The organism is Streptomyces cupreus (assembly GCF_014257025.1).
GTDB classification, from domain to species: Bacteria; Actinomycetota; Actinomycetes; order Streptomycetales; family Streptomycetaceae; genus Streptomyces; species Streptomyces cupreus.
This window is the reverse complement of record NZ_JACMSF010000053.1, coordinates 37,793-62,636: the sequence shown is the minus strand read 5'-3', so window position 1 is coordinate 62,636 and position 24,844 is coordinate 37,793. Positions and strand designations below refer to the sequence as shown.

The window sequence follows — 24,844 nt, the reverse complement described above, 5'->3', positions numbered from 1 at the left end:
GACGTGGAACCGGGCCACGGAGGACGCCGCGGTTCCGGAGGGATCCATCCCCGTCCTGTTCGAGCAGCAGGCCGCTCGGACTCCGGGCGCGATCGCGATCTCCAGCGGCGGCGAGGACATCACGTATGACGAGCTCAACACACGCGCCAACCAGATCGCGCACGCGCTGCTCGCGCACGGCGTACAGCTCGAATCAGTGGTCGCGGTCGCACTCCCCCGCTCGCCGGAACTGATCGCCGCCATCCTCGGAATCCTGAAAGCCGGCGCCGCCTACCTGCCCATCGACCCCGCCTATCCCAGTCTGCGCAACGGTTCCCTCCTGGCCGACGGGAAGCCGGCTCTGATCCTGACGAGCAGCGCCGTCGACACGCGCGCCGTGCTGCCCGACGGACGCATCCCCAGGCTGGACCTGGCGGACATCGTCGGCGGCGAGCGCACGAACCCGTCCCATGACCGACTGCGCCCGGCCCATCTGGCGTACGTGATGTTCACTTCGGGATCAACCGGACGTCCCAAGGGAGTCGCGGTCTCCCATCGCAGTGTCGTGAACGATGCCTGGCACGGCTGGCCGGAGGGACCGGGGGACCGGATTCTCGTCCAGTCGTCGATCGCCTTCGACGCGTCGGTGTACGAGATCTGGCCGGCGCTGCTGCGCGGCAAGACCCTCGTCCCGCTGCCGGCTGACAGGGAGTCGCCGGCGCAACGCCTCCGGTTCATCACGGCGAACGAGATCGACACACTGTGGGCCACCGCCGGCCTGTTCGACCTCATGTCGTCCGAGGAGCAGGACGTGCTGTCGGGCCTGCGGACGGTGCGCTACCTTGCGACCGGCGGCGACAGCGTGCCGACCGCGGCGGTCGACCGGGTTCTCCGGGCGAACAGCGCCATCCGGGTCGTCAACATCTACGGCCCGACCGAGACCACGGTGAATGCGACGACTCATGTGGTCTGTGCCGCCACCCGGCAGCGGTTCGAAGATCCGGTGGTCCCCATCGGCGTCCCGATCCGCAACGCCCGGGTCTACGTTCTGAGCGGTGAGCTGGATCCGGTCGCCCCCGGTGTCGTCGGGGAGCTGTGGATCGCCGGCACCGGCCTGGCACGCGGGTATTACGGCCTGCCCGGGCCGACCGCGGAACGTTTCGTGGCGGACCCCTTCGGTCCGGCCGGTTCACGGATGTACCGCACGGGTGATCTCGCGCGCTGGACGCGCGAGGGCGTGCTGGTGTTCGTGGGCCGGGTCGACGATCAGACGAAGATCAGCGGGTTCCGGGTCGAGCCCGGTGAGATCGAGGCGGTCCTGCTGGCGCACCGCCAGGTGGCGCAGGCCGCGGTCGTCGCTCGCGACATCGCGGGGCGGGGCGTCAAGCAACTGGTCGCCTATGTCGTCCGGAACCAGGTGGCATCCGCCGACCGACAGGAGAGCCGGGAGATCGAGCTGGTGGAGCAATGGCGGGGCACCTACGACGATCTGTACCTCGGGGAGCACCACGCCGGTGACACTGCCGACGCCCGCTTCGGTGAGGACTTCCGTGGGTGGAACAGCAGTTACACCGAGAAGCCGATTCCGTTGGCCGAGATGCGGGAGTGGCGCGACGCGACCGTCACGAGGATCCGGTCCCTGCGGCCGTCGAAGCTGCTGGAGATCGGAGTGGGCACTGGGCTCCTCCTGGCCCACCTGGCCCCGGAATGCGACACCTACTACGGCACGGACTTCTCCGAGTCGGTGATCGACGGGCTCCGGCAGCACCTCGCCGAGGTGGCGGCGGACTGGGCGGACCGGGTCAAGCTGGTCGTCCAGCCGGCCGATCAGGTGCATCTGCTGCCTGAGCGCGATTTCGACACCATCGTGCTGAACTCCGTCGTCCAGTACTTCCCGAGCGTGCAGTACCTGGTGGACGTCATCGAGAAGGCGATGGACCTGCTGGCGCCCGGCGGCGCGCTGTTCATCGGCGACATCCGGAACAAGGCACTGCTGCGGGAATTCGCCACCATGGTGCAGATCCGCCGACTCGGTCACCAGGACGTGGCCGACCTCGACGATGCCGAGCTGGGCAGAATCCGCAGCACCATCGCCACGGCCATGGCCATGGAGACCGAACTCGTCCTGCATCCGGACTTCTTCGCGGCACTGGGGGACGAGCTGCACGTGATCGGCGCGGTCGACGTACAAATCAAACGCGGCTGGTACGACAACGAACTGAGTCAGTACCGGTACGACGTGACAGTGCGCAAGGCGCCGGTTCGGGCCCGGTCCTTCGCTGCCGTTCCCCGCCTCGAGTGGAGCGAAGTGGGCGGCCTCCAAGGGCTGGAACAGCACCTGCGGACGCGGCGGCCCGAGAGCGTCCGGATCGTCGGTGTGCCTGACCCGGCTCTGGCGCCCGCCGTGCGCGCCACCGGCCTGCTCCACGCCGAGCACAACGCGCCGGCGGCCGACGGGGTGCTGCGCGAAGAGCTCTACACGCTCGGGGAGCGGCTGGGTTATTCGACGGCGGTGACGTGGTCGCAGGTCGCCGGACACCTGGACGTCGTACTTACGGCACCCGACGGTGGCGGCACCGTCAGCACCGATGTGTGCGTGCCCGGTTTCGCACAAGCCGGACCGCTGACCACTTACGGCAGCGTTCCGGTCGCCGACCAGACGGTGGACCTCCGTGCCTTCGCGAGCAGCCAGTTGCCCGCGTACATGGTCCCCTCGACGGTGATCTTCCTGGACAGCCTGCCGCTGACCGCCAACGGAAAGCTGAGGAGGGAGGCGCTGCCGGCGCCGGAGATCACCGGCAGCTCGTCGCGGCGGGCACGGAACGCGCGCGAGGAGGTGCTCACCGGCCTGTTCTCCGAGGTGCTGGGCGTACCCGACATCGGGATCGACGACAGCTTCTTCGAACTGGGCGGCCACTCACTGCTCGCCACCAAGCTGCTGTCCCGCATCCGCACCGTGCTCCGTGTCGACGTCCCTATCCGGACGGTGTTCGAGTGCCCCACCGTGGCCGAACTGGCGCCACGGCTGCTCGGCGTGGCCCCGGAGGGCCGCGACGAGACCTACGCGCCGTTGATGACCATCCGCTCCGGTGGCACCGAACGCCCGCTCTTCTGCCTGCACCCGGTAAGCGGCGTCGGCTGGTTCTATCTCAGCCTGGCCCGCTACATCGATGACCGGCCGATCTACGCGCTTCAGGCGCCCGGGCTCGATCCCACCGGCCCCGAAGCCATGCCGACGTCGATGGCGGAGCTTGTCCAGACCTATCTGGCCCGGATCCGGTCGGTTCAGCCGCACGGGCCGTACAACCTGCTCGGCTGGTCGTTCGGCGGCTTCGCCGCGCACGCGATCGCCGCCGAGCTGCGGGCCCAGGGCGAGGAGGTCGAGCTGCTGGCGATGATGGACTGCTATCCCGACACCGCCGTCGAAGCGGGGAACCTCGGCGGTCAGGAGATTCGTGAGGGGTTCGACCAGTTCCTGCGCCACAGGTACGCCGACGCGGATTCGCTCGATGTGGACGCGATCTCCGACCTCGTGACGGGGATCAGTGTGGAGCACATCGGGATGCTGACCGGATATCTGCCGCCGGAATTCGACGGGGCCGCGGTCTTCTTCAAAGCGGGCCTGGTCACCGTGGACGGCGACGACTCCTCGCGGCGAGATCCCGCGAGCGCGTGGCGGGGCCACATTCACGGCCCCATGACCGTCCACGCCGTTCCGACCAGCCATCAGAACATGGACCGGCCGGAATCCATGCAGGTGGTCGGCAACGTACTGAAACAGACCTTCCGCAACCGGACCACGGGGAGGAACGCGTGATCGGGAAAGAACAGAACCACAACCGCTGGTTCGCCACCGTACCGCCGGACGACTGCAACCATCTGCTGCTGTGCTTTCCCTATTCCGGCTGCGGCGCCTCCATGTACCGCCGGTGGCCCGACCGCATCGGGGACACAGCCGTGGTACCGCTCCAACTGCCCGGCCGGGAAACGCGGATGGGCGAAGCCCATTACGGGACATACGAGAACCTGGCCGAGCAGATGACCGCCGAGCTGGGCCCGGTCCTGGACCGCGACTTCAGTGTGTTCGGGCATTGCGGGGCGGCGCTCGCGGCCTTCGAATTCGCGCGGCACATGGCGGCCGGCGACACCAGGTCACCGACCACCTGCTTCGTGTCCTCACAAGTGGCCCCGGACGACGGGCCGTACGGCCGGTTCCTCGACATGAGTGAGGACGAGCTCAGGGGCGTGGTGGTGAACCTGCTGGGCATGGTGACGCCGACGAAGCGCCTGGTCGACTTCTTCGTCAAGGTCCTGGTGGACGACCTGGCGGCGAACAGGGCCTACCGTCCGGACCGGACCGCGACGGAGCTCTTCGAGATCCGGGCGATCGGCTGGTCCGCCGACGTGGAGATTCCGCCCGGGCTGATGGCCGGTTGGGCACGCTGGGGGCGCTGTGCCCCGCTCGTGCTGGAGGGTGATCACCAGGCGTTCGTGACGGCACCCGGGCACCTCCTCGACGCTCTCCGAGCCGGTGTCGAGGCCGGCACGCGGGCGCTGTGACATGGCGGATCGGACCGTGCGCATACCCGCCAGGTACAACGGCCCGCCGGACACGGCGAACGGCGGCTATGCCTGTGGCACGTTCGCGAAGCTGGCCGCGGACCACCAGCGCCCACCGGTCGCCGTGACCCTGCTTGTGGCGCCACGGCTCGAGCACGCCCTGGAGTTCCGTCCCGGAGCACGGCGCTCCCAGATCTGGGACGGTGACCGGCTGATCGCGACCATGACCACCGCCACGGCGGAGTTCGCCGCTGTGGAAGCGGTGTCCCTCCGGGCGGCAGCCGAAGCGAGCGGACGTTACCGGGGGCGTGCGGGTCATCCGTTTCCGACCTGTTTCGTCTGTGGGGTGAACCGCGAACCGGCGGACGGATTCCCGGTGGCGCCGGGCGAGGTCCCCGGTGTGCCCGGCACCGTGGCGTGTCCCTGGACGCCGACGGCGGCGCTGTCCGACCGGCCCGAGCTGGTATGGAGTGTTCTGGACTGCCCCGGCGGATGGACCGCGGACCCTGTCCGGGAGCCGATGGTGCTCACCCGCATGACCGCCGTTCTGCACAGACCGCCCCGCCCGTCGGCACCCCATGTCGTGGTCGCACGCCGATGGCGTCGGCAAGGCCGCACCGCGACGGTCGGCACCGCCTTGTACGACGACCGTGGCGAGCTGGTGGCCAAGGCGACGGCCATGTGGACCGTTGTCTGCGTCCGGGAACCGGCTGACGGCCGAGAACAGGGAGACCTCGATGAAGTTGAGTGAACCAATCGCGCCGGCACCGTCCACGGATCTGGACTCGCTGGATCTCACGGATCCGCGCCTGTACGCCTCCGGTGATCCGCACGCCATCTGGACAACGCTGCGTGAGCGCGCCCCGGTCCACCTCCAGTCGTCACCGGACGGTCGCCGATTCTGGTCGGTCACCAAACACCATGACGTCCGCGAAGTGCTCCGGGACCACACCAGGTTCACCTCGAGCCGGGGGACCCTGCTGTCGGTGCTCGGCAGTCGCGACCCGGCCGGCGGCAGAATGATGGCGGCCAGCGACCCGCCGGAGCACACGATGCTGCACGAGCCGATCGCCAAGCTGCTGTCCAGGAAGGCACTGGAGCCGTTCGTCCCGAAAGTCAGGCAGGTGGCCCACGGCCTGCTGGAGCGACTGGCCGACGGCCCCCGCGACCTGGCCGAACTCGCGGCGGGTTTCCCGATGGCGTTCACCGGCACGTTGATGGGCATTCCGCAGCAGGACTGGGCGCGGCTGACGGTGCTCACGACCGCGGCCATCGCACCGGAAGACCCTGAATTCCGGCTGGGGAACGGGCTCAACACCTTGGCGACGGCACATCACGAGCTGTTCTCGTATTTCTCCCGCCGGACGCGCCACACGTCTCGGGAAGACGGTCTGATCGGCGCGCTCCTCGGCCTGGAGGTGGGCGGGCGCAGACTGCGTCACGACGAGCTGGTCTACAACTGCTACAGCCTGCTGCTGGGCGCCAACGTCACCACACCGCACGCCGTCACCCAAACGGTGCTGGCGTTCATCGAGAACCCTGCGGAGTACCGCAAAGTGGTCGACGATCCACGACTGGTGCCCGGCGCGGTGGAGGAGGGCCTGCGCTGGTCCTCGCCGGCCAATCACTTCCTGCGCCACGCGACTCGGGACACGACGTTGCGTGGCCGGCAGGTGCCTGAGGGCGACGCGCTGGTGACATGGCTGGGGTCGGCGAACCGAGACGAGGAGGTCTTCTCCGAGCCCTTCCGGTTCGACGTCACCCGATCACCGAACCCGCACGTCGCGTTCGGCTTCGGGCCGCACCACTGCGTCGGGGCCGCCTTGGCGCGGATGGCGCTGAACGCGCTGTTCGCCGAGATCGCCGCTTCGGTGGAGCGATTCGACCTCGCCGGCCCGGTGGAGCATCTGGCGTCCAACTTCGCGGCCGGCATCAAGCACATGCCGGTGGTCGTGACGTTGCGCACCACCTGAGCACGCGGGCCCGGCGCGTCAGTGCGCCGCGGGGGTCACTCCCTCAGGTGCACGAACGCAGTGCCTCGACGACTGTGAAGATGTCGGTGTAGGAGATGTAGAGGCTGTTGAACCCGAAGCGCAGCAGACCGGGAGGACGCACGTCGCCCATGATCCCCTGCTTGTTCAGGGCCCGCATGATCCCCTCCGCCTCCGGATGGCGCAGCGTCACCTGGCTTCCGCGCCGATCGCCACGACGCGGCGTGACCAGCTCGAATCCGCACCCGGCCAGGTGGGCGTCGACCGCCTCGATGAAGAAGTCCCCGAGCGCCACGTTCTTCTCGCGGACCGCGGTCATCTCCACGTCGTCGAAGACGTCGAGTGCCGCGTCCAGTGCCAGCATGGACAGGATGTTCGGAGAGCCGACCCGCAGCCGTCCGATTCCGGGTGTGGGCTCGTAGTCGGGCACCATCGCGAACGGTTCGGCGTGCCCGTGCCAGCCGGACAGTGGCTGATCGATGTCGCCGTGATGGCGGCGGGCGGCGTAGACGAACCCCGGGGCGCCGGGGCCGCCCGACAGGAACTTGTAGGAGCACCCCACCGCGAAGTCCACGCCGTCCGCGTCGAGGGTCAGCGGGAGGGCGCCGACGGCATGACAGAGGTCCCAGACGACGAGCGTACCGACGTCGTGCGCCGCGTCCGTGACCGCGCAGACGTCCCAGAGTTCGCCGGTGCGGAAGTCGACGGCCCCGGCTGTGACGACCGCGACCCGCTCACCCAGCCGGCGGAGGGTGGATGCCATGTCGGGCATGGGTACCCGGCGGACCTCCAACCCGAGAATGCGGGCGACCGAAGCGGCCAGGTAGTGGTTCGTGGGGAAACCGCCTTCTTCGACCAGGAGCAGCCGGCGATCCGGACGCAACCGGGCCGCGGCCGTCAGCACGTTGAACAGATGGACCGAAGTCGAATCACCTACGACGGTCTGGCCGGCCTGCGCACCGAGCAGGCGCCCGACGCGGTCGCCGACCCGCAGCGGCACGTCCCACCAGCCGTCCTCGGTCCAGACATTGATGAGGTGGCGGCCCCAGTTCTCGACGATGGCCGTCTGGACCGCCGCCGGAACGCCGACGGACAGGGCGCCGAGGGAATTGCCGTCCAGGTACACCATGCCCTCCGGCAACGAAAACCTCTCTCGCAGCGCGATCAGGGGATCGGCCCGGTCGAGTCGTTCGGCGGTTTCCCGACTGGGGGTGGGCATGGCTGTCTCCATCCAGGTCGACCAGTCACGGCGAACCGCCCACAGCGGACGATCGCGTCCAGCGTCGGGTTCTCCCGGCGCAGGCAGACCAGCAGGGTCGGCGGGGTACCGGTGACGCTGCACAGGGCGGAGCAGGTCATGCCGCGAGGCTCGCCGTCGTGGTCGAGGGACGTCACCACCGTGTTCCTCCGCGTCTCCCCGTGTCCGGCTACGGTCTCGGCGCCGGGAAGCGGTCACTTCCCGTGGATCCGACGCAGGTACGTGTGCATCGGGGGCAGGGTGTCGAGCAGTTCGTCTCGTCGCCGTTGGACCTGCGCGAACACCGCTTCGGCGGATTCGACGGACTCGGGTCGGTAGTCGAGCGGCGTGGGATCGTGTTCCGGCATCATGCCGAGGCCGGCGAACACGCAGTAGTAGTTGGCGTTGCTCCAGAAGTTCCGGAACTCGGCCTCGAAGTTTCCGTAGTAGGTGGTCTCGTCGGTCACCGGTAGGTCCACTCCGAGGCCGGCCTTGTACATCTCGACCTTGTGGACGAACTCCGGCGCGAGCTCCAGCTCCTTGCATGCCCGCCAGAACGGCGTGTCATCGCGCGGTGCGAAGCTGAAATGGCCCTGGATGAAGTCTCTCGTGTCGTCGAACATCGTCTCGATCTCGCTGTTGAACCTGTCCCTCAGCACCGGATCGAAGCGCTTGTCCGGGAAGTGCCTCACCAACTGGTGGAGAGCGGCGTAGGTGAAGTAGATCCCGGTGGACTCCAGCGGTTCCAGGAAATACGACGAAAGACCGATTCCCACACAGTTCTTCACCCATGCCCGCCGGTTCCGGCCGACCCGGAACCGGACGTGGTTCATCGGATGTGTGTCCGGGGAGATGCCCCACATCCGACAGAACTCCCGGGTGGCCTCCTCCTGCGAGGTGAACCGGCTCGAGTACACGTACCCGGTGCCGAAACGGCCGAGCATCGGGATCTTCCAGGCCCAGCCGGAGCTCATCGCTATCGAGGAGGTGAACGGCTCGACGCCGTGCTCGTCGTCGTGCTCCACCCTGGTCGCCACCGCCCGATCGTTGAGCAGGTGGTCGCTCATGTCCAGGAACGGTTCTTTCATCACCTGGTTGATCAGGAGGCTGCGGAAACCGGAGCAGTCGATGAACAGGTCCGCCTCCAGCCTGCGTCCTGCTTCAGTGGTGACGGCGACGAGGTGGCCGCGCTGATCGGTCTCTGCCGCGACGAACTTGTCCTCGATGTGTGTCGCCCCCTGTTTGGCGGTGGCGAATCTGCGCAGGAAGTCGGCGACGAGGTCGGCGTCGAAATGCCAGGCGTAACTCGCCACGCGGCGGCCGTCCAGGAAGCGGGGGGAGAGTTTCCGGTCGAAGAGCGCCGGCTGTGGGTAGCAGGCGCGGTCGAACGGCTCATCGGTCAGTCCGTTGAGCTTCTTGTACGTCCAGTAGTGCGACAGCGGCAGGTTGTCGTGGGTGGGAAGCAGGCCGAAGAGGTGGTCGAACTGGTCCCCGTACCGCCCGTAGGGCCGTGGGCGGGCCATACCGGCGCCCGGAGTGCGCCAGTTGATGAATCTGATGCCCATCTTGTAGCTGGCGTTGCACTCCGGCATCCACTCTTCTTCGGTCAGGCCCAGGTAGTCGAAGAACACCCGCTGGAGATTGGGGATCGTGGCCTCGCCGACGCCGATCTTCGGGATGGCCGGCGCTTCCAGCACGGTGATCCGGACGGTGGAGCCGAGCGCTTTGCCGAGGTAGGAAGCGGCCATCCAGCCTGCCGTACCGCCTCCGAGCACGAGTATCTTCTTGATCAGATTGTCGCTCATACGCGTCCAATGTCTCGGTGGGATCGCACGGAGTCGCCTGCCGTTCGTCTGGACGCCCGCCCGGGCAGCCCGAGCCGACGGCGCACCGCGGCGCCCAGGTCACTGGCGGGATCGTCGAGGTCGAAGGTGATGTCGAAGTGGTTCCGGTGCGTGATCACCAGATCGTGGACGGCGGCCGAACGAGGCGTGGCGGCCTCGACGAGCTCGCGGTGCTGACGCGAGAACTCGGCGGTCTCGGCGCCGCCGCGCGCCACGACCAGCGGCGGCAGCCGGTCCGGAAGGTGGTGGATCGGGCCGAGCCGGGCCGCTGCCTCGGCGTCGAGCCCCAGCGGTTCGTTGACGTAGGTGAGCCGGACCGGCTCGAGGTCGTACACGCCGCTGAGCAGGACCGCTCCAGCGATCACGTCCGCCGGACGTGTGCCCTCGGGCATCCAGCCGTCGAGCAGCGCCATCAGTGCCAGGTGAGCGCCGGCGCTGCTTCCGGCGAGCACGATCCGCTCGTTGTCGACCCCGAGGTCCTGGGCGTGCTCCACCAGCCACCAGACAGCGCGTCGTACCTGATCGACGATCTCGTCGAGCCGGTACCGCGGAGCCAGCCCGTAGCCGATCGCCGCGAACGCGGCGCCCGCCGGCACGAGCCGGCGCGCGGGGAAGGAGGAGTCGTCCTTGCCGAGTTCCTGCCAGTAGCCGCCGTGGACGAACACCAGGAGCGGCGCCTGTGGGCCGCGCGCCGGGAAGAAGTCGAGGGTTTCGCAGGGCAGGGAGCCGTACGGGATGTCGGCGTTCACCGGCAGCTCGGTCCTCGTTCGCGCGCTGCGCATCGCGTAAGCGGTGAGGAAGGCGGACATGTCGTCCACACAGGAGCTCGGAGAATATTGCCGGTCCAGCTCGGTCTGGTTGTACGGGCCGTAGACGAGGAAACTCAATGATCGCCCCCAAATCACCGTGGGATCGGCATCAGATGACGGTGCGGGCGGCCAACAGCTCGGGGAAAAAGCGGTGTTCGGCCACCTTGCGCAGCCAGCTGACACCGGAGGACGCGCCGGTGCCGGGCTTGTGGCCGAGTATGCGTTCCACGGTCAGCAGATGGGTGTAGCGCCACTGCGCGTAGTGATGGTTCAGATCGCACAGTGATTCGGCGAGGGCGTGAACGTCCCGGTGCTCGTGGTGGGACCGGTAGACCCGCGCCCATGCCTGTTCGACCGCGGCGTGCGGCTGGTAGGGCTCGGCGAAGTCCCGCTCGACGCAGTGGTCCGGGACGCCCAGGCCGCGGCGCCGGAGCACGCCGAGCGCCGCGTCGTACAGGCTCGGTGCCCGCAGCGCGGCCATGACCTGCTCGTACACCCAGCCCACCGGCCGGTACGGTTCTGCCATCCGGGGCGCCTTGTTGCCGAGCGCGAATTCGAGTTGCCGGTACATGTAGGACTGGATGCCCGACGCCGAGCCCAGCTCGTCGCGGAAGGCGGCGAACTCCGTCGGCGTGATGGTGCTCAGCGGCTCCCACGTCGTCGTGAGCACCCGCTGGACGCGCTCGGCCCGTCGTAGATACCGAAGAGCCTCGTCGAGGTTGTCCGCGAACAGCAGGTCCCGTATCCGGTTGACCTCGGTGAACAGCAGCTTGAACAGCAGTTCCTGGATCTGGCCGGTGATGTAGAACGACAGCTCGGCGGGTTCGCTGGTGCGCGGGTGCTGGAGACCGAGCAGGACGTCCACGTGGTGGTACCCGATGTAGGCCGTGCTCTCGGAGTCGTTGGCGACATCGAAATCGAGCATCGGCTCACCGCCGGTGCTCTCCGCCCGCCGCCGTCGTTCCTCCTCGGTCAGCGGGGCGTAGGAGCGCGGGGCCATACGCTCCGGCGTCATTGCGACATCAACTCCCATCAGGTGTCGGCCGGCAGCGCCGGAGCTCGAAGGGCCGGCGAGGTGGACAGGGCCACGAAGCCCTGGCCGGAGCATCGCACGCCGATGCGGAGACTGATCAGCAATCTTTCGCTTCTCATTCACCGGCGGACTTTCGGTCTTCGTCACTCCTCATGTCCGCCTGTTCGGGGGCGTCGGCGGTGATCAGCTCGGTAAGCTCGGCGATCGTCGGACAGGCGTAGAAGTCCTGCGGGTCGATCTCGACGCCCGTGCGGGCGCTGATCTCCACGATGATCCGGACGGCCATCAGCGAATGACCGCCCAGCTCGAAGAAGTCGTCGTCGACGCCGACGGGGGACGTCCGGGTGAGATCGCCCCACATCTCGGTGAGCCACTGTTCCAGGGGAGTGCCGGGGCCACGGTAGTCCGAGCTCAGGTCCCCCCGGCCCGGCGGCTCGTACGCGCTCAGCGCGTCCCGGTCGACCTTGCCGTTGGCCGTCAGGGGCAGGGCCTCGAGCCACACCAGGACCGCCGGGATCATGTACGGGGGGACAAGGGTTCCCATGTGTGTGCGCAGGTGCTCGGAGACCAGCGGTTCGTCGGCGACGTAGAACCCGACGAGGGAACGCTCGTCTCCCGACGACGTGGCGACGATCGCAGCGTCCACCACTTCCGGGTGCGCGCGCAGGGCGTGTTCCACGTCGCCCGGTTCGATCCGGAAGCCGCGGATCTTGATCTGCCGGTCCTCCCGTCCATGGAAGTCGAGCGCACCGTCCTCACCGCGGGATCCGAGATCTCCGGTGCGGTACATGCGATCCCCCGGAACCGCCGAGAACGGGTTCGCCACGAACCGCTGAGCGGTGAGCGCCGGATCGTTGAGATAGCCGTGCGCCAGACCGGCGCCGGCGGCGTGGATGCGGCCCTCCTGCCCGTCCGGAGCTGTCCCGACGGCGTCGTCGAGCACGTAGACCGAGGTGCCGTCGATCGCCGGTCCGATCGGCACCCGTGGCGTCGTGACCGGCTCGGCGAGGGCTGCGCAGCAGGTGAACGTGGTGTTCTCGGTGGGGCCATAGCCGTTGATCAGCGTCGTGCCGGGGAGATCCGCCATGGCGGCGTTGACCGACTCCACCGACAGGACGTCGCCGCCGGCGAGCAGGAACCTGAGGCCGCGTAGCCGCGCCGCGAGGCCTGACGCGACCAGGTGGTGGAACAACCCGGCGGTCAGCCACAGGATCGTGACGCCCTCGCCGCACACCAGGTCGGCGAGCGCCCCCAGGGGAAGTTGGTGTGCCGGCGCGACGACCAGCCTGCCGCCGTTGAGGAGGGGCCCCCAGATCTCCAGGGTCGAGGCGTCGAAGGCGATGGGGGCCAGTTGCAGGAAGACGTCGTCGGGCCTGATCGGGAGATGACCCGCTCCGACGACCAGCCGTACGATCGCCCGGTGCGGCACCATGACGCCCTTCGGCTTTCCGGCCGATCCGGAGGTGTACGCGATGTAGGCCGTGCTCTCCGATGACGTACGGGCCACGGGGCGCGTCGCCGGCCGTCGCGAAGCGCACGCCCACAGCTCCGGCAGCGGACACCACGGCGGGTCCCCGCCCGTGGCGGACGGCGTCTCGCCGTGGGTGATGACCAGCACCGGACGGGCATCGCGCAGCACCGTCGCCCGACGCTCCGCCGGCAGGTTGTGGTCCAGCGCCAGATAGACACCACCCGCCTTGAGAACGGCCACCAGGGTGACGATCAGATCGGCCGAGCGGCGCATCAGCAGCGCGACCGGGACCTCCGCGCCCACCCCTCGGGCGCGCAGTTCGTGAGCGAGCCGGTTCGCCCGGCGGTCCAACTCCGCGTAGGTGAGCCGGCCGTCGGCGTCGCACACCGCGATCGCCTCCGGACGCTTCGCCGCCTGCTGCTCGAAGACCTCGACGACAGATATCGCTGTGCCGGACATGCAGGATCCCTTCCTCGTGCGCCGGGCAGTCCGGTCCTCAGTGCGGGAAGCTCCGTCAATCGCTGTCTTTCGGTGGAATGTTGTGGGTGAACCGGAACAGGTTGTGCGGGTCGTGCAGCGTCTTCACGCGTCTCAGCCGCTCGAAGTCCTCGGCCGCGAAGAGTTCCCGCACCTGCTCCTGGAGGACCGGGGCGCCGTCGTTGTAGACGGAATTGAGGCTGCGGCCGGTGGTCCACTGCTTCAGGGCGTCGTAGACACGCTGATGGACCGGCCGGGCTGCCGTGGACGGCGCGGCCGCGCCGCTGGTCATCACGCGCAGCATGTACGCGGCGTCACGGCCCCCGACCGCACCCGGGTCGGTGGACCGGCGGGCGAAGGCCCCGCCGAGGTGACGGATCTCGACGATGCAGGGCACGGTCGCGTCGGGTCCGGCCACGTCCACGACGGTCCGCAGGACCGTGGGATCGAGTTCGCGCAGCAAGACGTTCCCGCCGAAGTAGGCGTGCGGGACGTGCGGGTCCTGGTAGATGGTGCCGACCTCCGTGTACGGCATCTCCCGGACGGTGTCGATCAGACGCGGGCCGAGCGCCCGCAGGGGCGCCACGAGCCGTTCGCCCTCCTCGGCGGAGCCCGTGAAGGCGATCCGGACCTGTGCGACGTAGCGTCCGCGCAACGGCTCGGGGACGGACGGCCACGGCGGGCAGGTCATGAGGCAGATCGAGGAGGTGAGTTCCTCGGGCAGCGTCAGGGTCCATGCCCGGTAGGCGTGCAGCAGGTCGACGGGGTGGTCCGCGGCGAAGTGGAGGCCGCCGCCGTAGAGGCGCTTGACCGGCACGAGGGCGGTTTCGACGGCGGTGACGGCGCCGAAGTTGCCGCCGCCACCGCGCAGCGCCCAGAACAGGTCGGGGTCGGAGCCGGCCGTGACGTGGCGCAGCGCGCCGTCCGCGGTGACGATGTCGATGGCGCGGACGTAGTCGCTGGCGTAACCGGTCCGGCGGCCGAGCAGGCCGATACCGCCGCCGAGGAGATAGCCGACGACGCCGATGTGCGGAGCCGAGCCGTTGACGGGGGCCAGACCGTGCGGGGCGGCCTGCTCGATGACCTCTCTCCACAGCACGCCGGCCTGGGCCCTGACGGTTCCGGCCTCCGCGTCCACCGCGACGGCCTTCATCCGGCGGGTGGTGATGAGAACGCCCTCGCCGTCCAGGGCAGTGACGATGCCGTGTCCGGTGGACTGCACGGCGATGGGCAGCCTCCGCTCGGCGGCGAAGCGGACCGCGGCGCGCACGTCCTCGGGGCGGGTGGCGCCGACGACGACGGCGGGGTGGTGCCGAAAACCGGCCTGGAAACCGGTCCGTTCCTCGTCGTACTCCCGGCTGCCGGGCAGCAGGACGGGTCCTCGCACCTCCGCGGCCAGCGTCTCCACGTCCACGCTCATCCGTTGTTCTCCTTCCGTGGACGGCGGGCCACCGCCCCGCGTGTACCGCTCGGCCGACAGGTCCGCTACCGCAGTGACGAGTTCTCCTGCATCCAGTGGAAGCCATGGCTGACCAGTGGGAAGGTGCCGAGGTCGCGGCGGCGCAGGTGCAGACGGAGGTGGTAGCCGTCGGCGTCGCCCTCCAGGATCAGGCGATCGTCGGCCGGGCGCTCGAAGGCGAACGTCACCTGCCACTTCGGGTCGGCCATCTTGGTCAGTGCGACCGAACGGGCGTTCATGTCGATCGCCGCCATGCAGGGGTCGAGCGAATCGTCCATGTGCTGGATGGCCACGGCGTCGACGGAGTCCACGACGACTCGGCGCCAGCGCAGGCCGTCGGTCGTCACAGGCGGGTGCTGCTCGCCGTCGACGGAGAAGTCGGTGACGTCCCAGACGCCGTACAGCTCGGGCTTTTCCCGTCCGCCCCCGTGGTTCTTCCAGAACGTCCAGTCGTTGCGCAGTTGCGCGCCGAGCAGCCAGAGTCCCGCCCCGGCCTGGAGGGCGGTGGCGACCCGGTTCGCCCGGCGGGAACGGAAGAGGTCCGCGGGGGCAGCCGCCGGGAGCGGGCGCTCCGTGAGCATGGCCTCGGCCAGGCGAGGCGTCTGCGGGGCCAGCAGAAGCAGGCTGAGCAGGAGCAGTTGGAAGGAGTGGACCTTGACGGGGACGTCGAAGGTCATGTTGAGAAGGAGCACCTGGGCCATCTCCGCCGCCGACAGCAGCGCGCCCAGCGATGCCGTGCGCGGCACGATGAGCAGCAGCCCGCCCGCGATCTCCGCACAGCCGAGCAGCATCTGGTACGGCTTCGAGGATCCCGTCTGCGCCCACAGCAGGCTCATCGGGCTGAGGTCGCCGAGCGGCTCGACGAGCTTGGACGGCGGCAGCTGGAACTGGAGCGGGACAGCCTTGGCCGCGCCGTAGGAGAACATCTGCCCCGCGAGGCAGAAACGGGCGGCCAGGCGGAACCACTTGTCCAGCGTCGCGTAGTCCGTCCGGTGCCGGTCCAGCACGGACCAGACCGGGGTGGCCGCGGCGGCGCCCGCGAGCCAGCAGAGCTGCCCCGCCCAGGTGTGCGGGTCGTCGCCGCCGTCGAAGCGGTCACCCAGCTCCGTGCCGAGGACCCGGACGGACATCCAGTTCCGCACCGGGCGTATCGCCCAGAGCTTCGCCCAGGCGTCGGCCGCTTCCTGCAGACGCCCCATTCCGCCCCCGCGCATGGCCAGATAGACCTGCGGGGTGGTCAGGCAGTACAGGCCGGCGTAGACGCAGCCGAACCGGTAGGCGGTGCGGGCGGCCCCGGCCCAGTTCGGCGGGTCCGGGGAGGTGCCGGCCGACGGGAACGCGCGTCTGGCCGCCCGGCCGGCCGGTGAGGACGCGACGATCCGCAGCCACTTGCCTACTCGCACCTTCATCGTTCATCACCTTCTCAGGGGCCGTCTTCGATGGTCGCGGTCAGCTACGGCGGAAACGTCCGAGCCAGGCGTGCACGTCGAGGAGTTCCGACGTAGTCGGGATGATGCCGCGCATGAGAGCCTCGTCGATCGACTCGACCGTCCAGCCGTCGGCGAAGCCGTTGCGCAAGTGGTCGGCGGAGCGTTTGAGGCCGGGCCGCTCGTCGTCATCCGGGAGCGGCGCCGGTATCTCCTCGATGGCCGCGGCGAGCCGCGCCTGCATCTCCGCGGACCCCCGGTCGCTGACCGAGAGGATGTGCGCCACCGCCCCCGGGCGGCAGGCCCGGTGCAGGGCCGCCGCGTAGGAGCGCAGCCTGTCGCCCTCGAAGGTATGGGCGAGGCCGGAGTCGATCACGGTGTCGAAACGCCCTTCGTAACCCCTGAGGTCGAGGGCGTCGGCGACTTCGAAGACGGCGCCGAGTCCGCGTGCCCTGGCCTTGTCCCGGGCGAGGGAGATCGCCGTCGGGGACAGGTCCAGCCCCGTCACCGCGTAGCCCCTGCCCGCCAGGTGGAGGGCGTCCTCACCGGTGCCGCAGCCCGCGTCGAGCACCGTGCCGCCGATGAGGCCCTCTTTCTCCAGGGCGACGTAGGCGGGCTGAGGCGCCCCGATGTCCCACGGCGGGCGGTTACCGAACGGGCTCTCCCCGCGGTAGACGGCGTCGAAAACCTCGGTCATCACCGCGGGTCCGTCAGATGCGCCGGCAGGTTCAGTCATGGCTGCCATGATTGCGTCGGCCCCCGGCGCATCCTCGGTCTCTTGCGGACTTCTGTCACGGAGGTATCGGCCGCCGGTCAGCGCGAGCCGTACTTGCGGACCGCGAGCGGGGCGAACACCGCGATCAGGCCGACCGACCAGGCCACGGTCTGCAGGACATAGCTGGTCGCCGGGCCCCCGGTGAACAGTGCGCGCAGCGCGTTCACCGCCGCCGTCATCGGGCTGTGGGCGGCATACGCCTCCAGCCAGCCCGGCATCGTGCCTGTCGGTACGAACGCCGAGGAGATCAGGGTGAACGGGAAGATCCACACACCGCCGACCGCCTGGGCGGCTTCCGCGTTGCGCACCAACAGCCCGAGGTATGTGGCGAACCACGACACCGCGTAGCCGAACAGCAGCAACAGCAGCAGGCCGGCCAGCGCGGGCACGAGGCCGTTGCGGAACCGGAAGCCGACCAGCAGGCCCACTCCCACGGTCACGCCGGCCACGCCGACGTTGCGGAAGATCTCCGACAGCGTGCGTCCGATCAGCACGGCGGTACGGCTCATCGGCATCGACCGGAAGCGGTCCATGAGGCCCTCGTGCATCTCGGCGGCGACCCCGATGGTGGTACCGGCGGCGGAACCGTAGAGCGCCATCTGGACGAGGATGCCGGGCAGCAGGAACTGGGCGTAGCGTTCGCCGCCGACATCGATGGCGCCGCCGAAGACGTATGTGAACAGCAGGATGAACATCACCGGCTGGACCAGCGAGAACATCACCAGTTCGGGGCTGCGCAGTACGTGTCGTACGTTGCGCAGGGTCATTTGCCACACGTCGGAGAACCACCATGCGAGTGCGTTGCCCGACAGCGTGTACGACGTGCCGCTCTCCCGCGTCAGAGTGGTGGAGGTCATGGCCGCTCGGTTTCCTTCCCACTGTTGCGCCGGTCGGTGCCGTGATCGGCGGATCGGCCCGTCACGGCGAGGAAGACGTCGTCGAGAGTGGGCCGGCGGAGCGCCACGTCACCGATCGCGATCCCCGACTCCCTGAGCAGGTGAAGCAGGTCGGGCAGTGTGCCGCCGTCCGGCAGCGGCGCGTGGACCTGCATCTTCTCGGAGTCGGCGACCGGGTCGGTGCCCAGCCGCTCCCGCAGGATCCGGACCGTCCGCTCCATGGCTCCCGTGTCGAGGAGCGTGATGCCGACCCGGTCCGGGCCCACCTGGGCCTTCAGCTCGTCCGGGGTACCGCTGACGATGACTCTGCCCCGGTCGATCACGGACAGGGAGTCGGCGAGCTGGTCCGCCTCCTCCAGGTATTGCGTGGTGAGCAGTACGGTCGTTCCGTCCGCGACCAGTTCGCGCACGAGCCGCCACACCTCCATACGGCTGCGCGGATCGAGGCCGGTGGTCGGCTCGTCGAGGAAGACGAGCCCGGGCCGCGCCATGAGGCTGGCCGCGACGTCGAGCCGGCGCCGCATCCCGCCCGAGTACGTCTTGGGCTGCCGGTCGGCAGCGTCATCCAGGCCGAAGCGTTCCAGCAGTTCGCTCGCGCGTGCCCGGCAGTCGGACTTCGACAGCCGGAACAGCCTGCCGATCATGTGCAGGTTCTCGCGCCCGGTGAGCAGTTCGTCGACAGCGGCGTACTGGCCGGTGAGCCCGATCATCGACCGGACCCGCCGGGGGTCACGGCGCACGTCCACGCCGAACACCTCGGCCACTCCCTCGTCCGGCGTGATGAGGGTGGTCAGGATCTGGACGGTGGTGGTCTTGCCGGCGCCGTTGGGGCCGAGAAGGCCGTGCACCGTGCCCTCGGGCACCGTGAGTTCGAGGCGGTCGAGTGCGGTGAGCGAGCCGAACCGCTTGCACAGTCCGGCCGTTCTGATCGCTGCTGGCATCTGCCGTGATTCCTTTCCTGGTCCGACGCGCCCTGGGGTGCATGGTGGCGGGGCGGCGACCCGGTTCAGTGGTGCACGGCACCGAGCAGGGCCGACATGTGGATGGCGTCGGCGGCCGCCGCTCCCGCCGCGGTCGACGCGGTGACCGACTGCTTCCAGCGACTGGCCAGGTCCCCGGCCGCGTACAGGCCCGGCACGCTGGTGCACTGGGAGGCGTCGACGACGACGAAGCCGGCGTCGTCGACGGTCAGCTTCAGTTCGTCGGCTGCCCGCTGCACGACGGGTTGCTGCCGCTGTCGCGGCGTCCACACCAGGGTCTGCCGCTCCAGGACCCTGCCGTTGGCCAACTCGATGCCGTACAGGGCCCCTTCCTGGTGGTGCAGGCGGCGGACCGTTCCCGTGACGACGTCCCCTCCCCTGCTTCGCGCGGTCACGCGAGCGGTCTCCAGGCCGGGCATCGACTCCTGGCAGATCGCGATCGTGTCCTCGCTCCAGGCGCGGAAGGCCACGGCCGACAGTCCCGCGAGTTCCGCGTTGTCGGCGACCGTCGCCCAGCGCCGACCGGCGTTCTCCTCACCGAGGCAGAACGGGCAGTGGATCACGCTGCGGCCCCAGCACTCCGCGAAGCCGTCCACGTCGGCCGGATGGACGTCGACGACACCGGTCGCGAGCAGGACGGTTCGGGCCTCGACGGTCTCACCGCCACCGAGGGCGACCCGGAAGCCCCCGCCGGGAGCGGGGGACACGCTGTCGGCGTCGTCCTCCAGCCGCTCCACGGTCGTGTACCGGGAGAGTTCCCGCCAGGCGCGCTCCCGGAACTCGGCGGGAGTGACGCCGTCCATTCCGATGTGGCCGTGAACGCCCGCCGACGCGCTGTTGCGCGGTACCCGGGGGCTGTCCACGACGATCACCGGGTGCCGGTATCTGGCCAGGCCGAGCGCCGCGGTGAGCCCGGCAGGGCCGGCTCCCACGATCACGGTGGTGTGGTCGGCGTGCGAGGACATCGGTCTGATCCCTTCCGTCGGGCGACATGAACGGGGTTCGTCCACCGCAGGAGCGGTCCGGCCGGTGCTCGGTGTGGGAACGCCGGAATGGGCTGTCAGCGGGCGGAAGCCGTCAGCCCGCATTGTGGTCGCCGCCGCGGTGGTGGAAAGGTGCGGGCGAAAGAGGTGAGCCAGACAGTTGTGCGCCTGCGCGGCACGGGCGACGCCGGCTTTCCCGGCCGGGCACGAGCCGGCCGCGGTCGACGCCCCCGCCCCGAGTCACCGGGCGGGGGCAGGCGCATGGCCGCGTCGCGTCAGCCGCCGACGTACTGGGCGAGGTGCTCGCCCGTGAGGGTGGAGCGGGCGGCGACGAGATCGGCGGGCGTGCCCTCGAAGACAATCCGGCCGCCGTCGTGGCCGGCGCCGGGGCCGAGGTCGATGATCCAGTCGGCGTGCGCCATGACCGCCTGGTGGTGCTCCACGACGATGACCGTCTTGCCGGCGTCCACCAACCGGTCGAGCAGGGCGAGCAGTTGCTCGACGTCGGCCAGGTGCAGGCCGCTGGTCGGCTCGTCGAGGATGTAGACGCTGCCCGTTCCGGCCATGTGGCCGGCGAGCTTCAGCCGTTGCCGCTCGCCGCCGGAGAGGGTGGTCAGCGGCTGGCCGAGGCTGAGGTAGCCCAGGCCGACCTCGGCGAGCCGGTCGAGGACGGTGTACGCGGCCGGTGTCCGTGCCTCACCGCTGCGGAAGAACTCGGCGGCCTCGGCCACCGGCATCGCGAACACCTCGCTGATGTCCCGGCCGCCGAGCCGGTACTGGAGCACCGAGGCCTGGAACCGCTTGCCCTCGCAGTCCTCGCAGGTGGTGGCGACACCGGCCATGATCGCCAGGTCGGTGTAGATGACACCGGCGCCCTTGCAGGTGGGGCAGGCGCCCTCGGAGTTGGGGCTGAACAGGGCGGGCTTGACCCCGTTGACCTTGGCGAACGTCTTGCGGATCGGTTCGAGCATGCCCGTGTAGGTGGCCGGGTTGCTGCGCCGGGAGCCCTTGATGGGCGACTGGTCCACCGTGACGACGCCGTCGCGGCCCGCTACCGAGCCGTGGATCAGGGAACTCTTGCCGGAGCCCGCGACCCCGGTGAGCACGGTGAGCACGCCGAGCGGGATGTCCACGTCGACGTCGCGCAGGTTGTGGGCGTCGGCGCCGCGCACCTCCAGCACACCGGACCGCTCGCGCACGGACGGCTTCAGCGAGGCCCGGTCGTCCAGGTGCCGTCCGGTGACGGTGCCGCTGGCCCGCAGATCCTCGACGGTGCCCTCGAAGACCACCTCGCCGCCCTTGGTGCCGGCGAGCGGTCCCAGGTCGACGACGTGGTCGGCGATCACGATCGTCTCCGGCTTGTGCTCCACGACCAGCACGGTGTTGCCCTTGTCGCGCAGTCGCAGCAGCAGGTCGTTCATCCGCTGGATGTCGTGCGGGTGCAGGCCGACGGTGGGCTCGTCGAAGACGTAGGTGACGTCGGTGAGCGCGGAGCCCAGGTGGCGGACCATCTTGACGCGCTGGGCCTCACCGCCCGAGAGCGTGCTCGAGGACCGGTCGAGCGAGAGGTAGCCGAGGCCGATCTGGACGAACGAGTCGAGGGTCTGGCCGAGCACCGTGAGCAGTGTCGTGACCGACGGGTCGGTCAGACCGCGGATCCAGGCCGCGAGGTCGCTGATCTGCATGGCACAGGCGTCGGCGATGCTGAGGCCGTCGATCTTCGCGGACCGGGCGGTCTCGCTGAGCCGGGTGCCGTGGCACTCGGGGCAGGTGGAGAACGCCACCGCTCGTTCCACGAAGGCACGGATGTGCGGCTGGAGCGTCTCCTTGTCCTTGGACAGGAACGACTTGCGCACCCGCGCGAGGAGGCCCTCGTAGGTGGTGTTGACGCCCTTCACCTTGACCTTGACCGGGTCCCGGTGCAGGAAGTCGTGCCGTTCCTGCTCGGTGTAGTCGCGGATCGGCTTGTGCGGGTCGAGGAAGCCCGACTCGGTGAACGACTGCACCACCCAGCCGTCGGGCTTCCAGCCGGGGACTGTGATCGCGCCGTCCGCGAGCGACGTGGAGTCGTCGAACAGCTGGGCGGGATCGATGTCCGAGACGGTGCCCATGCCCTCGCACCGCAGGCACATGCCGCCGACGACGCTGAAGCCCTTCTCGATCTTCTTGCCGTTCACCACGAGGACACCCGACGCGTCGGCCGAGGCGACGTTGAAGGCGAACGCCTTCTGCGACCCGATGTACGGCTTGGCGAGCCGGCTGAAGAGGATGCGCAGCAGTGTGCCCGCGTCGGTGGCGGTGCCGACCGTGGAGCGGAGACTGGTTCCCATCGGCTGCTGGTCGACCAGGATCGCGGTGGTCAGCCCGTCGAGCACGTCGACCTCGGGCCGTGCCAGGGTGGGCATGAAGCCCTGGATGAAGGCGCTGTACGTCTCGTTGATCAGCCGTTGCGACTCCGCGGCGATCGTGTCGAACACCAGGGAGCTCTTGCCCGAGCCGGAGACCCCGGTGAACACGGTCAGCCGCCGTTTGGGGATCTCCACATGCACGTTCTTGAGGTTGTTCTCACGTGCTCCGTGCACACGGATCAGATCATGGCTGTCGGCGGCACACAGCGCAGCGGGCTGGGTGTCCGTCTCCGTGCCGGCCGTCATGGTGTCCCTCCCGTTTGTCGGACGCAGCACGCCTTCGTCATGCGACGTGGTGACGAGTTCCTGAACGTCCCGGTTCATGGGCTCAAGCGTATACCTGCAAAGTCGGTTGAGGGTTTTGAAGGAATCACGCCCAGTTCTTCGGATAAAGTCTCAAACCGTGAAGTACCTGCGTCCATACGACCTGGCCCGTGAGCACGGCATTTCCACCCAGGCGGTCCGCAACTACGAGCGGGACGGGTTCATCCCGCTCGCCCGGCGCACCCCGTCCGGCTACCGCACCTACACCGAGGTCCACGCGGCGGCCCTGCACGCCTATCTGGCGCTCGTGCAGGCATACGGTTACGCCACGGGCGGCGAGATCATGCGGTCGCTCAACACCGGCGACCTCGACGCCGCGCTGACCGCCGTCGACCGCGGCCACGCCCAATTGCTGCGCGACCGAAGCACGCTGGACGCGGTGGGGCGGGCGGTGGAGCACCTCACCCGCGGCCCCGGCCTCGCCGAGCACACCTCCGCCGGCAGCGAGCCGCTCAGCATCGGCGAACTCGCGCGCCGTCTGGGGGTGACCGCGGCGACCCTGCGGAACTGGGAGGCGGTGGGCATCCTCACCCCCGCCCGGGAGCCGGTCACCGGCCACCGTTCGTTCGGCGCCACGGACGTACGCGACGCCGAGCTGACCCATCTCCTGCGGCGCGGGGGCTACCCGCTGGAGCACATCCGCACGGTGGTTCGGCAGATCCGCACGGCCGGCGGCACCGAGGCGCTGTCCGCCGCCCTCGACGACTGGCGGCGACGGCTCACGGCCCGCGGTGTGTCCATGCTCGACGCGGCGGCCCGTCTCGGCGGGTACGTGGCCCTCCTGGGCGTCGCCCCGGCCGGACCGCCGGCCGCCACGGAACCCGCTCCCGCGCCAGGGTCCCCACCGACGGTTTGAGACCTCGCGGCCCGGCGAGTCCGCCCGCGGCGCCGACGGCATCGCCGTAAGCCTCAACAGGTCTTTCAATGATTCGATTGACAGACATGAGAAAGGACTTCCACGACCTTCCCGTCGCCTCGTGCGCCGTGCTGGCGCTCGGCGAACCCACGCACCGGGAACCCGCCTTCGGGTGGGTACGCAACGAGCTGTTCGCCCGGCTGACCCGCCTCGGCTTCCACTCGATCGCCCTGGAGACCGACCGCGTGGCCGCGCTGCGCGTCGACGACTTCGTCAAGGGCGGCTACGGGGATCTCGACGAGGTGGCGCGGGAGGGCTTCTCCCACGGCTTCGGGAACCTGGAGACCAACCGGCGCCTCGTCGCCTGGATGCGCGACCACAACGCGAGCCTGCCGCCGGAGGAGCAGCTGACCTTCCACGGCTTCGACGTCCCGACGGAGACGACCAGCGCCCCCAGCCCGCGGCGCTGTCTCGAGCACGCCCGGGACTATCTGGGGCTCGACCTCGACCTGACCGGGCTGTTCGGCGCGGACGAGCAGTGGAGCCGTACGGAGGCGGTGATGGACCCGGCCATGTCGGTCGGCGCCACGCCCGAGGCCGAGCGGCTGCGGTCCCTCGCCGACGACATGCTCACCCTGCTCCACTCCAACGCCGCCGAGCGGATCGCGCAGACCTCGCGCGCGGAGTGGCTCCGGGCCAGGACACACCTCACCGCCGGCCTCGGTCTGCTGCGCTACCACTGGCAGGCGGCCCAGCGCGTGGAGAACAACACCCGGCTGTCCCGGCTGTTCGCCACCCGGGACGCGCTCATGGCGCAGAACCTCCTGGACATCCGCAGCATCGAGGGTCGCCGGGGGGCGACGCTGGTCTTCGCCCACAACGTGCACCTCCAGCGGACCCCGAGCACCTGGAGCCTGGGAGACCTGCGCGTCGGCTGGCCCGGGGCCGGCACCGTCGTGGCACCGCTGCTGGGCGAGCAGTACATCTTCGTCGCCGGCAGCCTCGGCCGCAGTGAGGCCATCGGGCTGGGCGACCCCGAGCCGGGCACCTACGAGAGCGTTCTGCAGGACCGCGTCACCGATTGGGCCCTGACCCCCACCGGCACGGTCGCCGCCGCCCGGACCCGGACGGACACCACCCCGCAGCAGGGCTACTTTCCGCTCGACCAGGCCCTCCTGGACACCACCGACGCGGTCCTGCACGTCCGCGACGGCGCCGCCGTCACCCGGTCGGGGGACCTCCTGCGCGCACCCGCCGGTGCCGGGAGCGAGCACTGACAGAGACGGGAAGGATTCGCCGGGCTCCCCGGGCGCCGGAGATTAGATTCGCCGTCGA

The 24,844-nt window shown here is 69.6% G+C and carries 19 protein-coding genes; 6 read left to right on the top strand and 13 right to left on the bottom strand.

Translation table 11 applies throughout. From position 1 onward, the window contains the following. The 4 genes from H4N64_RS34510 to H4N64_RS34495 form a co-directional block, all read left to right on the top strand. Positions 1-3,796: amino acid adenylation domain-containing protein (locus H4N64_RS34510; RefSeq protein ID WP_186286475.1), on the top strand; the 3,796-nt coding region annotated here is incomplete at its 5' end. After that, the gene (locus H4N64_RS34505) at positions 3,793-4,539 is read left to right on the top strand and encodes a thioesterase II family protein (RefSeq protein WP_222109748.1); all 747 of its coding nucleotides are present in this window, start codon (positions 3,793-3,795) and stop codon (positions 4,537-4,539) included. The genes H4N64_RS34510 and H4N64_RS34505, both read left to right, overlap by 4 nt. A gap of 16 nt (positions 4,540-4,555) precedes the next feature. Then, the gene (locus tag H4N64_RS34500; protein WP_186286474.1) at positions 4,556-5,290 is read left to right on the top strand and encodes a PaaI family thioesterase; all 735 of its coding nucleotides are present in this window, start codon (positions 4,556-4,558) and stop codon (positions 5,288-5,290) included. 235 nt (positions 5,291-5,525) lie between these two features. Further along, positions 5,526-6,512: a cytochrome P450 gene (locus H4N64_RS34495; RefSeq protein ID WP_336246881.1), complete on the top strand. Its 987-nt coding sequence runs from the start codon at positions 5,526-5,528 to the stop codon at positions 6,510-6,512. 43 nt (positions 6,513-6,555) lie between these two features. Here the strand turns inward: H4N64_RS34495 and kynU are convergent, their stop codons facing one another. From kynU to H4N64_RS34430, 13 genes are all read right to left on the bottom strand, one after another. Beyond that, on the bottom strand, positions 6,556-7,749 hold the full coding sequence (gene kynU / locus H4N64_RS34490) for a kynureninase (RefSeq protein WP_186286472.1): 1,194 nt from the start codon (positions 7,747-7,749) through the stop codon (positions 6,556-6,558). After that, positions 7,695-7,928 (bottom strand): flavin reductase family protein, encoded by a 234-nt coding sequence (locus H4N64_RS34485; RefSeq protein WP_472910309.1) that lies wholly within the window; start codon positions 7,926-7,928, stop codon positions 7,695-7,697. Before H4N64_RS34485 ends, kynU begins: the two co-directional genes overlap by 55 nt. Before the next feature lie 54 nt (positions 7,929-7,982). Further along, positions 7,983-9,572, bottom strand: coding sequence for a tryptophan halogenase family protein (locus H4N64_RS34480; RefSeq protein WP_186286471.1), 1,590 nt, complete (start codon positions 9,570-9,572; stop codon positions 7,983-7,985). Next, positions 9,569-10,498, bottom strand: a complete 930-nt coding sequence (locus H4N64_RS34475) for an alpha/beta hydrolase (RefSeq protein ID WP_260860148.1) — start codon at positions 10,496-10,498, stop codon at positions 9,569-9,571. Before H4N64_RS34475 ends, H4N64_RS34480 begins: the two co-directional genes overlap by 4 nt. A gap of 31 nt (positions 10,499-10,529) precedes the next feature. Further along, on the bottom strand, positions 10,530-11,435 hold the full coding sequence (locus tag H4N64_RS34470; protein WP_260860147.1) for a tryptophan 2,3-dioxygenase: 906 nt from the start codon (positions 11,433-11,435) through the stop codon (positions 10,530-10,532). A 133-nt stretch (positions 11,436-11,568) separates the two neighbouring features. Continuing rightward, on the bottom strand, positions 11,569-13,383 hold the full coding sequence (locus H4N64_RS34465; protein ID WP_186286470.1) for a non-ribosomal peptide synthetase: 1,815 nt from the start codon (positions 13,381-13,383) through the stop codon (positions 11,569-11,571). A gap of 55 nt (positions 13,384-13,438) precedes the next feature. Then, positions 13,439-14,821, bottom strand: a complete 1,383-nt coding sequence (locus H4N64_RS34460; protein WP_186286469.1) for an FAD-binding oxidoreductase — start codon at positions 14,819-14,821, stop codon at positions 13,439-13,441. Positions 14,822-14,886: 65 nt separating this feature from the next. After that, entirely contained in the window at positions 14,887-16,269 is a 1,383-nt protein-coding gene (locus H4N64_RS34455; protein ID WP_186286468.1) for a DoxX family protein, read from the bottom strand. A gap of 40 nt (positions 16,270-16,309) precedes the next feature. Then, positions 16,310-16,984 (bottom strand): class I SAM-dependent methyltransferase, encoded by a 675-nt coding sequence (locus H4N64_RS34450; protein ID WP_186286467.1) that lies wholly within the window; start codon positions 16,982-16,984, stop codon positions 16,310-16,312. Between the two features lie 116 nt (positions 16,985-17,100). Beyond that, positions 17,101-17,919 (bottom strand): ABC transporter permease, encoded by an 819-nt coding sequence (locus H4N64_RS34445; protein WP_186286466.1) that lies wholly within the window; start codon positions 17,917-17,919, stop codon positions 17,101-17,103. Further along, positions 17,916-18,899: an ATP-binding cassette domain-containing protein gene (locus H4N64_RS34440; protein ID WP_186286465.1), complete on the bottom strand. Its 984-nt coding sequence runs from the start codon at positions 18,897-18,899 to the stop codon at positions 17,916-17,918. Before H4N64_RS34440 ends, H4N64_RS34445 begins: the two co-directional genes overlap by 4 nt. A 65-nt stretch (positions 18,900-18,964) precedes the next feature. Then, positions 18,965-19,903, bottom strand: coding sequence for an NAD(P)/FAD-dependent oxidoreductase (locus tag H4N64_RS34435; RefSeq protein ID WP_186286464.1), 939 nt, complete (start codon positions 19,901-19,903; stop codon positions 18,965-18,967). Positions 19,904-20,196: 293 nt separating this feature from the next. Continuing rightward, the gene (locus tag H4N64_RS34430; protein WP_186286477.1) at positions 20,197-22,575 is read right to left on the bottom strand and encodes an ATP-binding cassette domain-containing protein; all 2,379 of its coding nucleotides are present in this window, start codon (positions 22,573-22,575) and stop codon (positions 20,197-20,199) included. Between the two features lie 157 nt (positions 22,576-22,732). Here H4N64_RS34430 and H4N64_RS34425 point away from each other — a divergent pair, with 157 nt between their 5' ends. Together H4N64_RS34425 and H4N64_RS34420 are read left to right on the top strand one after the other, a co-directional pair. Further along, the gene (locus H4N64_RS34425) at positions 22,733-23,509 is read left to right on the top strand and encodes a MerR family transcriptional regulator (protein WP_186286463.1); all 777 of its coding nucleotides are present in this window, start codon (positions 22,733-22,735) and stop codon (positions 23,507-23,509) included. A gap of 68 nt (positions 23,510-23,577) precedes the next feature. Further along, on the top strand, positions 23,578-24,786 hold the full coding sequence (locus H4N64_RS34420; protein WP_186286462.1) for an erythromycin esterase family protein: 1,209 nt from the start codon (positions 23,578-23,580) through the stop codon (positions 24,784-24,786). The last annotated feature ends 58 nt before the right edge of the window (positions 24,787-24,844 follow it).

Bases quoted from the DNA above. Each gene is read 5' to 3' on its own strand.
- kynU (WP_186286472.1), bottom strand. From the start codon at position 7,749: ATGCCCACCCCCAGTCGGGAAACCGCCGAACGACTCGACCGGGCCGAT.
- H4N64_RS34480 (WP_186286471.1), bottom strand. From the start codon at position 9,572: ATGAGCGACAATCTGATCAAGAAGATACTCGTGCTCGGAGGCGGTACG.
- H4N64_RS34420 (WP_186286462.1), top strand. From the start codon at position 23,578: ATGATTCGATTGACAGACATGAGAAAGGACTTCCACGACCTTCCCGTC.
- H4N64_RS34440 (WP_186286465.1), bottom strand. From the start codon at position 18,899: ATGCCAGCAGCGATCAGAACGGCCGGACTGTGCAAGCGGTTCGGCTCG.
- H4N64_RS34450 (WP_186286467.1), bottom strand. From the start codon at position 16,984: ATGACCGAGGTTTTCGACGCCGTCTACCGCGGGGAGAGCCCGTTCGGT.
- H4N64_RS34430 (WP_186286477.1), bottom strand. From the start codon at position 22,575: ATGACGGCCGGCACGGAGACGGACACCCAGCCCGCTGCGCTGTGTGCC.
- H4N64_RS34470 (WP_260860147.1), bottom strand. From the start codon at position 11,435: ATGACGCCGGAGCGTATGGCCCCGCGCTCCTACGCCCCGCTGACCGAG.
- H4N64_RS34445 (WP_186286466.1), bottom strand. From the start codon at position 17,919: ATGACCTCCACCACTCTGACGCGGGAGAGCGGCACGTCGTACACGCTG.
- H4N64_RS34465 (WP_186286470.1), bottom strand. From the start codon at position 13,383: ATGTCCGGCACAGCGATATCTGTCGTCGAGGTCTTCGAGCAGCAGGCG.
- H4N64_RS34455 (WP_186286468.1), bottom strand. From the start codon at position 16,269: ATGAAGGTGCGAGTAGGCAAGTGGCTGCGGATCGTCGCGTCCTCACCG.
- H4N64_RS34460 (WP_186286469.1), bottom strand. From the start codon at position 14,821: ATGAGCGTGGACGTGGAGACGCTGGCCGCGGAGGTGCGAGGACCCGTC.
- H4N64_RS34435 (WP_186286464.1), bottom strand. From the start codon at position 19,903: ATGTCCTCGCACGCCGACCACACCACCGTGATCGTGGGAGCCGGCCCT.